The sequence below is a fragment of the Acidithiobacillus sp. TH-A117 genome (genome assembly GCF_057473465.1).
In genome coordinates, this window is record NZ_JBYCKQ010000019.1 from 1 (window position 1) to 15,532 (window position 15,532).

Here is a 15,532-nt window from a genome sequence, read left to right on the forward strand (position 1 = left end):
CACAGCCCCGCCGCTACCGACAACAGCAGCAGCAACGTGATCACCCGGCCTATCAACCGCACCGCCGGGGTCAGCTCTCCTTCGATAGCGTGGGGAAGAACCGCTTCTGCGTCTTTTGCAGGATTTGCACCCAGGATCGTGGACATCTTCGTACTCCTTAATTACCTGAATCCGGGCTGGTACCCATGCCCGGCATATCCGACATTTTCGGGGCAGCTGAGGCATGGACGGCGGGATTCGTCACCGAGGACATCACCGACATATCCATGGTCCGCAGATATAACTGAGAGAACATCCACCAGGTCAAACCGATGGTAATCAGGAACAAGGGGATGAACAGCACTAGAGCCACCGTGTTCCAGATGTTGTGCTCGGAAATATCGATGTGCAGCAGGAAATAAATCTGGGCGATCACCGCAATACCCGCACATACCGAAATCACCATCAACAAGCCGAAAGGCGGCACGGAATGAGAAGTCACCAGGAAAGTCGCTACCAGCATCAGGAAAGCCGAAATGGCAAAACCCAGGAAGTAGCCCTTGGAAGTGGACAATTGCACTTCCGGATGCATCGTCGGATCTGCAGCGCCGTGACTCATGATATGTATCCCCACAAATAAACAAAGATATAAACAAAAACCCAGATCACTGCCTGCAAATGCCAGAACATGCGCAAGGTCAGCAGACGCCCCACCGTTTCTTCCGTAAAACCCTTGGTCATGACCTGAGCGATCATCACCAGAATCCAGATCAGTCCGAAGAAAATATGGGTGGCATGTACCTGAGTCAGCACCATGAAGGCAGACATACCGCCACTGCTGGCAATGGTAATGCCCATGGAGTACAGATGACTCATGTCATGAATATCCAGCACCAGAAAGACCACCCCCAGCACAAAAGCTGCCAGCATGCCGTTGATCAGGCCGCTCTTGTTTTTGTGTTTGAGGGCATTCATGCCAAAACCATAGGCCAGCACGCTCAGAAACAGGGCGATGGTCTGAGCAAAGGTGTACCAGGGCTTTACAAATTCAGCGGGGGTCGGTCCCCCAAAGTAGCTGTGCTGATAACTCAGCACGCCATAAGCAGCGAAGAGGGTAGCGAAAAGCATGCCGTCACTGAGCAGATATAAAAAGTATCCCAGGGTGCGGGTGGAAATCACATCATGAGAATGATGATGGGTATCCCACAATTCCGCTTTTTTGGGATCAACCGTACTGGCGTGTGCACTCATGTTAAAACTCCTTGATTCGTTGGTGACGCAGACGCTGCTTGTTGCAGCAGCCTCTGCGTCTTGAGGCCATTCAACCCTGTCGAAAAATCCTTATTTCGACGAATCGTTACGTTGATAGGCCATGGCATTACCCACTACCCCGCCGCTGACTGGATGGCTGTGATGGCTGTCAGCAATCTGTGCTTCACGGCGATAAGCCTCTTCTTCCATCCGCTGCAATTCCGCACCGGTGATGATGTAACCCGGATCCCCCTTGAAGGAACGGATAATCATCAACAGGATGATGGCCAACAAAGAGACAATGCACAGCCACCAGATCCGCCAGGTCAGGGCAAAGCCGAGCACGAAGGTCAGACCGCCCATGATGATGGCCACACCCGTATTGTTGGGCATGTGGATATCGTCGTAGTGGGCGGGACGAACCTGATCAATCCCGTGCTGACGACGCCAGGCCAGTTCATCCCGCTCATTGACATGAGGAAGCACGGCAAAGTTATAAAACGGCACGGGTGAATGGGTCATCCATTCCAGAGAACGGGAAGTTCCCCAGGCATCGGCACCCACCCGGTTTTTGGCATGATCCCGGATACTGACGTAGAGCAGGATGAAAAATGCCAATACCGAGAGGGTATAGACGACAATACCCAGTTCCATCACGTCGAGGTAGGACTGCCAACTGGTGTTGAATACATATTCCAGACGCCGGGTCATACCCATGAAACCGAGCATGTACATGGGCACAAACACCAGCGCCGTACCCGCCGAAAACAGCCAGAACATGGTTTTGGCCCAGAATTCATCCAGCTTGAAACCGAATACTTTCGGGAACCAGTACAGCACCGAGCCAAAAATGGCATAGACGATGACCAGCAACATGGAGTGGAAGTGGGCGACCACAAACACACTGTTATGGACCATGTAATTGATGGCAGGAATCGCCAGCATCATACCGGTCATACCGCCGATCAGGAGCAGGAACAGCGCTCCAATCGCCCAGAGCATGGCGGCGTTGAAGGTCAGACGTCCCCGGTACATGGTAAATGCCCAGTTAAATACCTTCACACCCGTGGGAATACCCACCAGCATGGTGGCCACGCTGAAAGCGGTGTTGACATAGGGGCCTGCGCCCATGGTGAAAAAGTGATGCAACCAGACCAGCCAGGAAACACCGGCAATGGCCATACTCGCCAGGACCATGGTGATGTAACCAAAGAGTGGCTTTTCGGAAAAGGTCGGGAAAATTTCCGACATCATGCCGAAGGCCGGCAGAATCACGAAATACACTTCCGGGTGACCCCAGATCCAGAACAGGTTGGTATAGAGCATCAAATTGCCGCCCATACCGGCTGTGAAAAAATGCGCGCCCAGATAGCGATCGGCAGCCACCAGCGCCAGCGCCACCTGCAAGGCCGGGAAGGAGGTCAAAGCGATGACGTTGGCCGACAGAGAAGCCCAGACGAAAATCGGCAGTTTGCCCCAGGTCATACCGGGCGCCCGCATTTTGATAACCGTCGCCAGGATGTTGATACCACCCAGGGTCGTACCCAGCGCGACCAACTGCAAGGTCCAGATCCAGTAATCCACACCTACACCAGGGCTGTATTGCAGCTCAAAAATCGGCGCGTATTCAAACCAGCCGTTATGGGCAAAATCACCGACAAACAGGGAAATCATGATCAGGGCAGCCGCAGCAGCCGTAATCCACAGACCCAGTGCATTGAGGTAGGGATAGGCCATGTCCCGGGCACCCACCTGAATCGGCACGATGATATTCATGAAACCCACCAGCAAAGGCGTTGCTGCCAGCAGAATCATGATCAGACCGTGAGCACTATAGACCTGTCCGAAGTGAAAGGGCGTCAGATAACCATGCAGTGATCCAAATACTCCGGTGGAATGCGGTCCGACTGCCCAGACCTGCTGGGTGCGAATCATCAAACCGTCAATAAAGCCCCGGAACAGCATCACCAAACCGATGATGATATACATAACCCCGAGCTTTTTATGATCAACCGTCGTCAACCACTCTTTCCAGAGGTAGGTCCACTTACCATAGTAAGTAATCAGACCAAGAAGAATGATAGCGCCGATGACTACCGCCACGAAGAGCGGTGCCAGGATCGGATTGGCATAGGGAATCTGCGACCAGGCGAGACGCCCCAGAAGAGGGCTCCAGCCCCCAGGTAAATCTACGAGCATGTGATGATCCTCCAATTAATCGCGATGTTCAGCGGCTTGTTTTTGCATATAGTCGACCATGTTTTCCGTCATCATCGGCGGTAGTGGCCAGGTTTTTCCGCGCATCACTTCAGCCATGACATGATCAAACAATCCAGGCTCCACCGCTGAGAAGTACACTACATGGTGATGTACATCGATGTATGGCTGCGCGAAACGATTGAAGCTGGCATAGGTCATGCTGCCCGGCGCTTTCTGCACTTGTTGTACCCATTGTGAGAAGTCCTTGGTGCTGACCATTTTGGTTTTGAAGGTCATCCAGGAAGTGCCGGCACCGGCAAAATCCGAAGCAATACCCTGATATTCGCCAACATGATCACTCATGAGGGCATTTTTGGTGCGCATTCCGGGCATCACGTCAATCATGCCCACCAGCTGGGGAATGAAGAACGTGGTGGTCACGGCGCTGGAAGTCAGACGGAAGAAAACCGGCGTGTGGACCGGCAGAACCAGCTCATTGGCGACAGCCATATGATATTGGGGATAGACAAACAACCATTGCCAGTCCGTCGCAATGACATCCACTTCCACCGGATCCCCGTTGGGCTTCATGTGGTGGGTGATGACCGTTGGATTATAGGGATTGATTTCGAAAGTCCCCTTGACAGCGAAGTAAGACAGGAAACCCACGGCAATGATGGGAATACCCCAGACAAACACCTCAATGGTATTGGAATGGGACCAGTGGGGATCATACTTGCCCCGGTTTTTACCCTTTTTGTAACGCCACATGAACCACACCACCAGCAAGGCGGTCAGGCCCACGATGGCGCCCATGATCACGACATCCACGATCATGTAAAACAAGTTGGTTTTCGCCATGATCCCTTTGGGATCAAATATCCAATAGGTGTTGCCGGCACATCCAGACAGCAGCAAAACGGGTGCCAGCGCTACAGCGCGCCACCCATTTTTCAGCCAGTTCCTCCACTTTATTTCCATTGTGTTTTTCTCCCTGGCGGACAACGGTTGATCCGCAATAAAACGAGATAGCGGTTACTATCCAATCAGCTTTTTCCGCACCAACCGGAACACTGCGGCCGGTGAAATGAAAAATCATACAAACTTATACTTTTTATGCTAATTTGAATCTCGGGTGTAAAAGTAGTGCAGAGAAGTCTGCAAATCAATAGAACCATCCCACAAATATTTTTGGGTTAATAAAAATATCATTAGTGATGTGAATACATTTAATTTTTTATTATTAATATAATAATAGTCTTATTTACTTATTATATATAATATCATTTAACTTCAACAAGATATGCAACAGATTAAACATAAAATAACATTACTATAATGTTTAATGATTGCTTCATCAGCTTATAATTTCTTCCCGGATAAAAGCGGCATCAAACTTCGTTGCAGCCATTTACCGGAATAAAAAATATATTTTTGTATTTTTAAAATATTTTTAATCGCCCGCTTGTGTCAGGCTATATTATAAAAGCACAACATTAACCTTACATAAGTTTTTAGAGATTTCCTTGGCATTTGTGATACTCTATTCACATGTTTGATCGCCCCTATATTCTTTTCCTGCTCAGTAGCGCCAGGGTTCTCACCTTGCTGGATGGCACGACCGTGCCTACCGGCTTCTGGGCAGAAGAGCTGATTGTCCCCTGGCGACGCCTCCAGCAGTCAGGCTGGACCTTATATATCGCTACTCCCGATGGGAGTATCCCGGAACTGGACCCGGAAAGCCTGGATCCCATCAATCTACAGGGCGATATTGCCAAGGCGGCATGGCTGAAGGCACAAGTTTCCCGGATACCAGAGCTAAAAACGGTCCTTTCCCTGGCAGACTTGCAGGATGCACAACTAAATAATATGCGCGGCTTATTTATTCCGGGAGGCAATGGTCCCCTGGTTGATCTGGCAGCATCGTCAGAGGTGGCCCGCCTGCTCCGCCATTGCCACGATCAACACAAGGTTCTGGCCACCCTTTGTCATGGCAGCGCCGCCTTGCTGGCAGCAGACCATGCTCCTTCACCCTTTAGCGGTTGCGCCCTTGCCAGCTTCAGCGCTGCAGAAGAAGCAGCTACTGCACTGGCCGGCCGATGGCCTTATACTCTCGAACAACGCTTGAGAAATGCCGGATTCCTCGTTAGTGTCGGGGAATGCTGGCAAAGTCATGTGGTCAAAGGTGCAAAGTTGTTGAGCGGTCAGAATCCGGCCTCGGCGCCCGCACTGACCGAAGCTTTTATGGAAAAATTACTTTTACAGACGCACAAGGAAAAAACCAATGAATGCTGATGCGCTCAAAAAAATGGCAGCCGAAGCTGCCCTCTCCTACATCCAGCCCGGCATGGTCGTCGGCGTCGGCACCGGTTCTACCACTAATTTTTTCATTTACGCCCTGGGTGCCGCGAAAATTCATGTAGATGGTTATGTCGCCTCCAGCATCGCTACGGAAAATCGTCTGAAAGCCCAGGGTCTGAATGTACTCGATCTCAACAGCACCGGGGATATTCCCGTTTACGTAGATGGCGCTGACGAGGCTGACCCGCATTTTCGTCTGATCAAGGGTGGCGGTGCCGCCCTGACCCGAGAAAAAATCGTTGCCAGTGCTGCCCGATTATTTGTCTGTATTGCCGATTCCAGCAAGGACAAACCCATGCTCGGCAAATTCCCATTGCCCGTAGAGGTGCTGCCCTTTGCCCGCAGTTTTGTCGCCCGGCAACTGGTCAAACTGGGGGGAACGCCCACTCTTCGCAATGGGGTGACTACTGATAATGGCAACGTCATTATTGATGTGACGGGACTGGATTTTACCGATCCCCTGAAAATGGAGGCGACCATCAATCTGATTCCCGGGGTGCTGGATAATGGCATTTTTGCCCATCGCCGTGCCGATGTGATGCTCTTCGGCAGCCCCGATGGCGTCATCGAAAAAAAGGCCTGACCTGCCCATGACATGAACACCCCAGGTCCAAACATTTTTTTGGGCCTGGCTTCTACCTGCTGTTTTGACGTTGCGCATGAGGAAAAGCCACTATGGAAGGTGAAATCGATCATCGCAGTACCCGCCGCGACTTCACCCATGGCGAACTGCACCGGAGGGATCTGGATAGTAATCCCTTTCAACAATTGGCCACCTGGCTAGCAGCGGCGACAAGCGCGGGTAATTTTGATGCAACGGCCATGGTTTTGGCCACCGCAGATGCCTCGGGACGCCCGGATGCCCGCTATGTGCTGCTCAAGCATTTTGATGAAACTGGACTATGCTGGTACACCGACCAGCGCAGCCAAAAGGGTCAGGAGCTGGCTGTCAATCCTTATGCCGCACTGGTATTTTACTGGTCGGAAAATGATCGGCAGGTGCGCGTCAACGGCGCCGTAGAAGCACTGGACGACAGTGCAGCAGAGAGCTATTTCCAGCAACGCCCCAGCCGCAGCCGCTATTCCGCAGCGGCGTCCATCCAGAGCCAGGTCATTGCCAGCCGCGCCGACCTGGAAGCCCGGGTGGTAGCATTACAGCAGCGCTATCCTGACGATAATGTCCCGCGCAACCCGGCCTGGGGAGGATATCGCCTGATTCCCGAACGCTTTGAATTCTGGCAGGGGCGCCGGGATCGTCTGCATGACCGTTTTGAGTATCGGCGTTCCGAAAACCACCCTTCCGGGTGGACTATTGAACGCCTGATGCCCTGAGTCTGCGCTCAAAACACTTCAATACGCGCCTCATAATCCACCACTATCATCCGGTAGATATCATCCCCGAGCTGCACATGGGCAGATTGGGGAGCGCCAATGCGGATGCTGTTGCCTCCCGCCATGCTCAAGCCCGAGGGACCAAAATGTTCCTGTTCAATCAGGTCGTCCAGTAAAGCCTGCAGTTCTTCTCTGGGTACCAAACAGGTGTTGTCGATAACCTTGCAGGGCTTGCCCCGCTTGGTTTTGCCTTCAATGATAACGGCATCGGCACGAATGGGTGCCAAACCTTCCTCAGCTGTATCTTCAACCATTTTAAACCGATCTCCTTATACGCCATCCCGAAACAACCAGGGTGCTGCTTGCCGGCGCGCTGCTTCATAAGCACGAATAGCCCCCTCATGCTCCAAGGTCAGCTGAATATCGTCCAGCCCATGCAGCAACTTGTGTTTGTGTCCGGCATCCATGGGAAAAGTATAACGACTATCGCCCATGGTCTGCACCTCCTGAGCCGGCAAATCAATGCGCAGGCGATACCCGGGATTGGCCGCCACCTCATGAAACAGATGATCCACCACGTCTGCGGGCAAACGAATTAACAAAATCCCGTTCTGCACGCAATTGTTGGCGAATATGTCGGCAAAACTCGGAGCGATGATGGCGCGAAAACCATAATCCGCCAGTGCCCAAGGAGCGTGCTCGCGACTGGACCCACAGCCGAAATTTTCCCTGGCCAGCAAAATCCGGGCATCGGCATAAATGGGCTGATTGAGGATGAAATCCGGATTGTTGATCTGCTTTCCGTCTTTTTCCAGATAACGCCAGGCATCAAAAAGATGCTTGCCCAGTCCCTGCCGCTCAATGGTTTTCAGAAACTGCTTGGGGATGATGGCGTCCGTATCCACATTGGGACGATCCAGGGGGGCGACCAGCGCCTCTAATACCGTAAAAGCTTCCATTTATTTCTCCATCTGTCTCTTGACGAGATATTCCACGGCGGCCACCTCAGCCGAACAGCCCCGCAGGCTTGCAAAAATGCCAATTTCTACCATACCCAGACTGCACAAGCCCAGGGCCAGGCGCAGCAGCCAGGAGCGGGCGCGCCGTTTATGCTGCGGACCAGTCACGGACATCCACAAAATGACCGGCAATCGCCGCTGCCGCCGCCATGGCCGGACTGACCAGGTGGGTTCTGCCGCCTGCGCCCTGGCGACCCTCAAAGTTGCGGTTACTGGTACTGGCGCAGCGCTCCCCCGGCTCCAGACGATCGGCATTCATCGCCAGACACATGGAGCAGCCCGGTTCCCGCCACTCAAAGCCCGCCTCCTTGAAAATCCGATCCAGCCCTTCGGCCTCGGCCTGAGCCTTGACCAGCCCGGAACCCGGTACCACCATCGCCAGCTTCACCGATGCGGCCTTATGATGCCCCTTGGCTACGGCCGCCGCCGCGCGCAAATCTTCAATGCGGGCATTGGTACAGGAACCGATAAAAACCTTGTCCAGAGTAATGGCCGACAGCGGGGTATTGGCCTGCAAATCCATATACGCCAAGGCATCCGTCCAACCCTTGCGACGCACGGGATCTGCTTCTCGGGCCGGATCAGGCACCGTCGCGCTGATCTCGGCCACCATTTCCGGGCTGGTTCCCCAGGTGACCTGGGGGGCAATATCGGCAGCATTGAGGCGGATTTCGGCATCAAAGTCGGCGTCCGGATCCGAATGCAATGCACTCCATGCCGCCACCGCCTGATCCCAGATGCTGCCCACCGGCGCATAGGGACGACCACGCAGGTAATCGATGGTAATGGCATCCACCCCGACCATTCCCGAGCGCGCTCCCGCTTCAATGGCCATATTGCACAGGGTCATCCGCCCTTCTACGGATAAAGCCTGCACGGCTGGGCCAGCAAATTCAATGGCATAACCCGTCCCGCCTGCCGTACCCATTTTACCAATGATGGCCAGTACCATGTCCTTGGCGGTGACGCCGTGACCCAGTTCGCCCTCTACCCAGACCCGCATACTTTTCGACTTGCGCGCCCAGAGGCATTGGGTGGCCAGCACATGCTCCACTTCCGTGGTACCAATCCCGAAGGCCAATGCTCCCAGGGCACCGTGGGTGGCCGTATGGGAATCGCCACAGACCACGGTCATACCCGGCAAGGTGAGGCCCTGTTCGGGGGCGATGACGTGGACAATCCCCTGACGCTGATCAAGCATGCCGAATTCTTCAATACCAAATTCGGCACAGTTCTGGTCCAGGGTATCCACCTGCAAGCGGGAAGTCGGATCCTCAATCCCCGCCGCCCGGTCGGTGGTTGGGACATTGTGGTCCGCCGTGGCAATATTGGCATCAATCCGCCAGGCCTTGCGCCCCGCCGCACGCAAGCCGGAAAAAGCCTGGGGACTGGTGACTTCGTGCAGCAACTGCCGGTCTATATACAGCAATACCGCGCCATCGGGCTGCGAATGCACCACATGGCTTTCCCACAATTTGTCATAAAGCGTTTTTCCTGCCACAAGCTTCTCCTCCAACCTCTCTCAAGCCAATCAAAGCGGTTCAGATCATGCCACTCATACGGGCAATGCCGTCATCCAGCATACATCCAAAGCGAAATCCCGGTCAGGCTGTACGGCAAAGTGGGCTATCACCTCCGTCGGGGCCTTGCTCCACACGCTCTGGATAGCGGCCATCCGCTCCTCCGGGCAGCGCATCCGGGCTATCCAGCTGGCAAAATCCAACGGCAGCTTCCAGGTATCCTGATCCACAACCCGCCATCCGGCAGCCGTCAACATCCCCTCCCATTCCGAAATTCGATAATCCCGGACGTGGGAAGGATCACGCAACAACTCCACGGTCTGCAAAAAAGTGTCCCCCAGTGGATTTTCCGGTGCGCACACGTCAATGATGACACATTTTCCACCGGGATGGAGGACGCGCCGCATTTCCCGGAGGGCTGCGGGCAGATTCGCCCAGTGGTGCGCGGAAAAGCGGGTCACAATGCCATCAAAACTGCCATCCGCAAAGGGCAAGGATTCCGCCGCCTGCTGTTCAGTATGAATATTGTTCAGCCCGCGTTGCCGGGATTGTTCAGCCACGACCCGCAACATCTCGACAGATAAATCTACGGCAAGCACTTCTCCCACCACCTCGGCCAGGGCAAAACTGGCATGTCCCGCGCCGCAACCCAGGTCCAGTATCCGCAAGGCGCTCTGTCCGGCAAATTCCTGACGCAGACGCTGTAAATCGGCACCCTGGGCATGGGCCGGACTATTCAGATAATCCGTCGCTGCCACGCCAAACTGCTGCTCTACAAGTTTTTGCTGATGGTTCATGGTGGTGAATTCTCCGTAATGGATGAAGAATCATACGCAGGCCATCAAACTGGGACAATATAAGTCATTATACTGGTATAATTACTACCATCATGCTGCGCAGCAAGGATTCTTATCATGTCTGGTGATCCCCTGGCACTGGGGGCGTTCATTCGCCGCCATCGGGAAAAAATTACACCCCTGCAGGCCGGGTTAAGCGCTTCCGGTCGCCGCCGGACCAGCGGCTTGCGCCGCGAAGAACTGGCCATGCTCTCCGGAGTCAGCGCTACCTGGATCACCTGGATTGAACAGGGGCGGTCCGTGCGCCCCTCCTTGCCCACCCTGGATCGCCTCGGCAAAGTGCTGCAACTCTCTCACGCTGAGCGCCAGCATCTGTTTCATCTGGCGGGCAAGACGGATCCCCAGGCAGAACCTCGGCCTTCGGCCGTAGCCCCGTCCCTGCTGCACATTCTCCACACGCTGCAATATCCCGCCTATATTCTCGACCGCTACTGGAATGCCAACGCCTGGAATGCGGCGGCCGCCACGCATTTTATCGACTGGTTACCCGCCAGCCCGGTTTCCGGTGAAAAACTCCCCAATCTGCTGGAGTTTTTATTACTCCACCCCCACGCCCGACAATTTGTGGACGATTGGGAAAGCCGCTGCCGGCGTCTGGTGGCTGAATTTCGTGCCGACGTGGGCAAACATCTGGATGATCCCGAAATGATGCGCCGCATCGCCCACCTGCAAAATCAAAGTTCCACATTTGCAGATCTCTGGTCAGCCCAGGACGTCGTCGAAAGAGAAGGCGGTCTGCGGGTTTTTCAGCATCCGGTACAAGGGCGGGTGACTTATGAGCAGAGTACCCTGCTGCCTGCAGCCCATACGGACATGAAGCTGGTCATATTGTTGCCCTACCCCCACGAAGATACGCGGCCAGACTGATCGTCAGGTCCTATACATCCGAGAGTAGCCAGGGTTTACTGCGCGCTGACGACGGTTTAGGCGCTGGGCAACGAAGCGAGAAAGCGGATGGGTTCCACCGTGAGATCAGGATACAGCCAGCAACTTTGCGCCGCGCTGCCGCTGACTCCAGGAACGATAGCTGCGCGCCAGGGTAAAAAGTCCAGCGCCGATCATGCCAACAAAAAAACCAATGGGCCAGTTGCTCCAGTAGGACAGGGCGATGGCCAACCAGATGCTGCCTTCGGCAAAAATAACGGCGAGCAGTAAACTGCGCAGGGGATGGGTGCTGAGCGCCTGGGCAGCCGCTGGCGGTCCGACCAGCAGGGTAAACACCAGAAAAGCACCCACCACCGGCAAGGCCGAAGCGGTGACCAGCGCCAGCAGGCTCAAAAAGAGCAGATCCATACGCGCCGCAGGAATACCCTGTAACGCAGCCAGATCAGGAAAGCTGGAATCCAGTAACAAGGGTCGATAAATCGTGATCATGAGCACTGACACCACGGCACAAATTCCCAGTATGGGCCACAAATCGGCTTTGCTGACGCCCAGCATCTCGCCAAAGAGCAGAGAAAACACTTCGGGTGCATATTCATTGGTCATACTCAGAAACAGCGCACCCATACCCAGAAAAAGTACCAGCAACAATCCGGTAGCGACATCACGTCGCCCCATGCGCGCGAGCTGACGCAGGAGCAGCACCCCCATACCGACAAAAACCAGCAATCCGAAAAAGGGATTGACGCCTAGCAAATTGGCGGCAGCGGCCCCCGGAAAAGCGCCCAGAGGGAGGGCATGGGCGGCAAAAGCCGAGCGTCGAATCACCACAAAATAGCCCACAAAAGCGGCTACCAGGGCGATGGCCGTACCGGCGATCCAGGTATCGATCATAAAACTGGAAAACATACTCAGGACTCCTGGAGACCGGGCAGAGCAGTCGCTGCTCCACGCCGCAATTTCCGGTGCTGAGCGGAACCCAGCATGGCCAGCACATAAAACACAAAAATCAGCACCACCACAAAAAAACTCACGGGCCAGGCATTCCCGGAAAACCAGTAATAACTTTCATAAGCCATCCAGATACCCATCCACACCGTAGCCAGGGCAAAGAACATCGCCCAGCCGATGGCCTGGACGGGGCGGCGGCTCAAGCGAATGGCCGCCCCGGCCGGACCGATCAGTAGTGCGGTAGCCAGTACCGCACCAATAGCCAATGCACACACAGCCACCGCCAGCCCTAAAACCAGCAGCTGCAGGAGCCCCATCCAACGCGGCGAAACACCACGCAAAGTCGCCAGATCTGGATCCACGGCAGTCAATATCAACGGACGGTAAAACACCCCGACCAGGCTAAAAACTGCCAGTACCGCCAGAATGGCTGGCCAGATCAGCCCTCGGGAAATGGCAAATAAAGAACCGAACATCACCGATACCGTAGCCCCGGTGGTACTCGTCGTAGTGACATCCAGATATAAAAACAGGGCGGACAGTCCCAGGCCGGCGCCCAACACGACACCCGTCGCCAGATCTCTTTCCCGCGCTTTACGCACCCCGAGAAATTCCATACCGAAGGCCGCGATCCAGGCCATACCGAGAAAACCCAACAAGGGACTGATGCCCAGCAAGAACGAAGCCGCTCCGCCCGCACTGCTGACATCAGCCAGAGCATGGCCGGCAAAGGCGTTGCCGCGCAGCACCGTAAAAACCCCGATCAGGGCACTGACCAGGGCCGCACAAGTACCGACTATCAGTGCCGTCTGCACCGGCTGACTGCTTAAAAACGCCAGCATGTTCTCATACTCAATGCCCTGCACATCGATTCAGGTTGGCCACATCGGCATTTTCCGGCGCATCGGGCAAAACCAGAATGCGCCCGCCATGCCTCAGGACCGACACCGGATAACCATAGAGCTTGCTCAGCACTTCAGGCCGGACCACCTCGGCCACTGTACCCGTTGCCGCACGGCCATCCACCAGATAGACCAGTCGATCCATCACGGGAATCAGGGGATTCATATCATGGGCAGTGACCAGCACAGTCATCTGCTGCTGAACGATCAACTTCCCCAACAGATCGACCAGGGCATTGGCACTGCCAAAATCCAGATTCGCCAGGGGTTCATCCAGAATCAGCAAGCGCGGCTTACGGACCAGGGCATGGGCAATTACCGCTCGCTGCTGTTGTCCTCCCGACAGCTCGCCGACCCGCCGATCCGCAAATTCTTCTGCACCCACCGCCTGCAATGCCGCATCGACAGCGGTATCGGTGCGGCTATTCCAGAGGGGCAAACCGGGACGATGGCCATCCAGTCCCAAACGCACTAGATCCCGGGTACGCAAAGGCAAATCCGGGTCAAAAGTGATTTTCTGGGGGACATAACCCACCAAAGCGCGATGCTTCCGGGGAACTTCTCCGTCTATCAGGACCGTACCCGCACGTTGACTGATCAGACCCAGCAAGGTCCGCAACAAGGTCGTCTTACCTGCCCCGTTTTCGCCAATCAGGGCGCAAAGCTGCCCCGGATACAGATCAAAACTGACATCCCGTAAAATACTGCGGCCGCCCAGATCCACAGAAAGATCGGCGACCGCTAGAATAGCTCTTTGATTGGTCAAGATATTATTTCAACACCGTCGTAGATTGGCCATGCTCCAGCGCTGCCCGCAAAGCTTTCACCTCTGCCAGCATCCAGGATTGATAAGTGTAACCCGTTGGCATAGTTTCATAAACGCCTACCACGGGAATATGTGCCGCCTTGGCATTATGGAGAAAAGACGCCGTCAGGGAGTCTGTAACCTGCTGGTTATACAGAAAAACCTTGACCTGGTGAGTCTTGAACAGCTGATTCTGAATACTCACATCCTGAGGGGCTGGATCCGTTCCGTTCATGATGTCTGCTTGGAGATTCCAGGGAGTTTTGAGATCACAGCCTGCCGCCTGCAGCATATAATCCGCTACCGGCTCGGTGACAGCTACCGGAGCATGAGGATAATGAGCCTTGAAACTGGCGATAGCTGCGTACCAGGGCTTTAGCGAAGTATCGAACTTCTGGACGTTAGCATCAAAATACGCCTTGTGCGCCGGATCCAGGGCACTCAGGCTTGCCGCCACAGCCTTGACCACTGCGGGCATGGTTTCCGGCTTGTACCAGAGATGGGGGTTTCTGGTACTGTCCGGCAAATGCAGCAGATTCTGAACCACAATCACCTGGCGTTGGGGATTTGCATCTGCCGCCAGGATTTTTTTGGCCCAGCTGTCATAACCGAGACCATTGCGGACCACCAGCTGAGCCGCCGCAATTTCCCGGGCTACCGCAGGGCTGGCTTCAAAAGTATGGGGATCGGTGTTGGGATTGCTCTCAATCGCGCTCACCTGAACATACTTTCCGCCAATCTGACTGATCACATTGGCATATTGATTTTCGACACCTACTGCATGAATGGTGCTGGCGGCGGCCAACTGGGCGGTTCCCAGACCCAATAGGAGGGTCAGGACGGATAGCAGTGACGGCCTAAGCGAAGTATGTAGCTTCGGCTGACGCGCAAAGATTGTTTTTTCAAGTTTAGTATGATGCATGGTACTTCTCCCTGAGATATTGGGCAGCGTTATGGGGCTTGATTGCGGTGCATGACTGCGTCATATTTATATGCAACAGAGTTGCAGATTAGTAAACGCAGTTCAGGCTGTCAAGACATCTATTATCAATAACCATGAACCGCCTCTATAAAGGGAGAAAGCATGCTTCGCCAGCAACACCGTTACCGCCAACTTTTTATGGGTTCGATACTTTTTTGTGCTGCCATCACCCCTGCCTGGGCAGCCAGTTCGGGGCAGTCCATTCCCGAACAAGCACACCAGCACTGGTGGCGAGGTATTTCACTGGTCATGCATGGCCAGGTGGAAGGGGTCTCCAACCTGAGTGGCGGCATCAGCACCGGAACCACAGCCACTGGACTCTGGAAAGGGGGACTCGCCTTGCACACCGGTAAAGCGGGATGGTGGCAGGGAGGACTTTTTGTCGTCGAAGGGCTGGCTGCGTATTCTGGCCCATCGTGGGCAGTCATTCTGAATGATCGTGGGCGGTGATTCTGGGCGATGGTGGGCAATGATTCTGGCGGATCGTGGGCA

The 15,532-nt window shown here is 54.6% G+C and carries 19 protein-coding genes; 5 read left to right on the forward strand and 14 right to left on the reverse strand.

Annotated elements, in window-relative coordinates; genetic code table 11:
• Positions 1 to 157 precede the first annotated feature (157 nt).
• The 5 genes from AC2VLR_RS03815 to AC2VLR_RS03835 form a co-directional block, all read right to left on the reverse strand.
• Positions 158 to 598, reverse strand: a complete 441-nt coding sequence (locus AC2VLR_RS03815) for a cytochrome o ubiquinol oxidase subunit IV (protein WP_486880924.1) — start codon at positions 596 to 598, stop codon at positions 158 to 160.
• Positions 595 to 1,230 carry a cytochrome c oxidase subunit 3 gene (locus AC2VLR_RS03820; protein ID WP_215842902.1) on the reverse strand — a complete coding sequence of 212 codons (636 nt, stop codon included), beginning with the start codon at positions 1,228 to 1,230 and terminating at the stop codon, positions 595 to 597. The genes AC2VLR_RS03815 and AC2VLR_RS03820 overlap by 4 nt, the downstream gene beginning before the upstream one ends.
• 90 nt (positions 1,231 to 1,320) lie before the next feature.
• Complete coding sequence (locus AC2VLR_RS03825; protein WP_215842903.1) at positions 1,321 to 3,429, reverse strand: cbb3-type cytochrome c oxidase subunit I; 2,109 nt, start codon at positions 3,427 to 3,429, stop codon at positions 1,321 to 1,323.
• Between the two features lie 15 nt (positions 3,430 to 3,444).
• Positions 3,445 to 4,410, reverse strand: a complete 966-nt coding sequence (locus AC2VLR_RS03830) for a COX aromatic rich motif-containing protein (protein WP_486880925.1) — start codon at positions 4,408 to 4,410, stop codon at positions 3,445 to 3,447.
• Complete coding sequence (locus AC2VLR_RS03835; protein WP_486880940.1) at positions 4,304 to 4,528, reverse strand: hypothetical protein; 225 nt, start codon at positions 4,526 to 4,528, stop codon at positions 4,304 to 4,306. The genes AC2VLR_RS03830 and AC2VLR_RS03835 overlap by 107 nt, the downstream gene beginning before the upstream one ends.
• A 452-nt stretch (positions 4,529 to 4,980) precedes the next feature.
• On the opposite strand from AC2VLR_RS03835, the gene AC2VLR_RS03840 reads away from it, so the two are divergent.
• The 3 genes from AC2VLR_RS03840 (at position 4,981) to pdxH (ending at position 7,122) form a co-directional block, all read left to right on the forward strand.
• Positions 4,981 to 5,724 (forward strand): type 1 glutamine amidotransferase domain-containing protein, encoded by a 744-nt coding sequence (locus AC2VLR_RS03840; protein WP_486880926.1) that lies wholly within the window; start codon positions 4,981 to 4,983, stop codon positions 5,722 to 5,724.
• Entirely contained in the window at positions 5,714 to 6,373 is a 660-nt protein-coding gene (gene rpiA / locus AC2VLR_RS03845) for a ribose-5-phosphate isomerase RpiA (RefSeq protein WP_486880927.1), read from the forward strand. The genes AC2VLR_RS03840 and rpiA overlap by 11 nt, the downstream gene beginning before the upstream one ends.
• 92 nt (positions 6,374 to 6,465) lie before the next feature.
• Positions 6,466 to 7,122 (forward strand): pyridoxamine 5'-phosphate oxidase, encoded by a 657-nt coding sequence (pdxH, locus tag AC2VLR_RS03850; RefSeq protein ID WP_486880928.1) that lies wholly within the window; start codon positions 6,466 to 6,468, stop codon positions 7,120 to 7,122.
• A gap of 8 nt (positions 7,123 to 7,130) precedes the next feature.
• Here pdxH and AC2VLR_RS03855 read toward each other — a convergent pair whose 3' ends face one another.
• Genes AC2VLR_RS03855 through AC2VLR_RS03875 form a run of 5 tightly spaced genes read right to left on the reverse strand, consistent with a single transcriptional unit; the run spans position 7,131 to position 10,458 of the window.
• A complete protein-coding gene (locus tag AC2VLR_RS03855) occupies positions 7,131 to 7,436 on the reverse strand; it encodes a hypothetical protein (protein ID WP_486880929.1) in 306 nt (101 codons plus the stop codon).
• Positions 7,437 to 7,451: 15 nt separating this feature from the next.
• Positions 7,452 to 8,081, reverse strand: a complete 630-nt coding sequence (leuD, locus tag AC2VLR_RS03860; RefSeq protein ID WP_486880930.1) for a 3-isopropylmalate dehydratase small subunit — start codon at positions 8,079 to 8,081, stop codon at positions 7,452 to 7,454.
• The gene (locus AC2VLR_RS03865; RefSeq protein ID WP_486880941.1) at positions 8,082 to 8,249 is read right to left on the reverse strand and encodes a hypothetical protein; all 168 of its coding nucleotides are present in this window, start codon (positions 8,247 to 8,249) and stop codon (positions 8,082 to 8,084) included.
• On the reverse strand, positions 8,230 to 9,642 hold the full coding sequence (gene leuC, locus AC2VLR_RS03870) for a 3-isopropylmalate dehydratase large subunit (protein WP_486880931.1): 1,413 nt from the start codon (positions 9,640 to 9,642) through the stop codon (positions 8,230 to 8,232). The genes AC2VLR_RS03865 and leuC overlap by 20 nt, the downstream gene beginning before the upstream one ends.
• 54 nt (positions 9,643 to 9,696) lie before the next feature.
• Positions 9,697 to 10,458 carry a class I SAM-dependent methyltransferase gene (locus AC2VLR_RS03875; protein ID WP_486880933.1) on the reverse strand — a complete coding sequence of 254 codons (762 nt, stop codon included), beginning with the start codon at positions 10,456 to 10,458 and terminating at the stop codon, positions 9,697 to 9,699.
• Positions 10,459 to 10,575: 117 nt separating this feature from the next.
• Here AC2VLR_RS03875 and AC2VLR_RS03880 point away from each other — a divergent pair, with 117 nt between their 5' ends.
• Complete coding sequence (locus AC2VLR_RS03880; protein ID WP_486880934.1) at positions 10,576 to 11,385, forward strand: helix-turn-helix transcriptional regulator; 810 nt, start codon at positions 10,576 to 10,578, stop codon at positions 11,383 to 11,385.
• A gap of 105 nt (positions 11,386 to 11,490) precedes the next feature.
• On the opposite strand, the gene AC2VLR_RS03885 is transcribed toward AC2VLR_RS03880, so the two are convergent.
• From AC2VLR_RS03885 to AC2VLR_RS03900, 4 genes are read right to left on the reverse strand one after another with little or no spacing between them, the layout of a single operon-like run.
• Entirely contained in the window at positions 11,491 to 12,309 is an 819-nt protein-coding gene (locus AC2VLR_RS03885; RefSeq protein WP_486880935.1) for a metal ABC transporter permease, read from the reverse strand.
• Between the two features lie 2 nt (positions 12,310 to 12,311).
• Positions 12,312 to 13,193, reverse strand: coding sequence for a metal ABC transporter permease (locus AC2VLR_RS03890; RefSeq protein ID WP_486880936.1), 882 nt, complete (start codon positions 13,191 to 13,193; stop codon positions 12,312 to 12,314).
• A gap of 10 nt (positions 13,194 to 13,203) precedes the next feature.
• Complete coding sequence (locus AC2VLR_RS03895; protein ID WP_486880937.1) at positions 13,204 to 14,019, reverse strand: metal ABC transporter ATP-binding protein; 816 nt, start codon at positions 14,017 to 14,019, stop codon at positions 13,204 to 13,206.
• Positions 14,020 to 14,023: 4 nt separating this feature from the next.
• A complete protein-coding gene (locus AC2VLR_RS03900; protein WP_486880938.1) occupies positions 14,024 to 14,980 on the reverse strand; it encodes a metal ABC transporter solute-binding protein, Zn/Mn family in 957 nt (318 codons plus the stop codon).
• Between the two features lie 162 nt (positions 14,981 to 15,142).
• Here AC2VLR_RS03900 and AC2VLR_RS03905 point away from each other — a divergent pair, with 162 nt between their 5' ends.
• On the forward strand, positions 15,143 to 15,490 hold the full coding sequence (locus AC2VLR_RS03905) for a hypothetical protein (protein WP_486880939.1): 348 nt from the start codon (positions 15,143 to 15,145) through the stop codon (positions 15,488 to 15,490).
• The last annotated feature ends 42 nt before the right edge of the window (positions 15,491 to 15,532 follow it).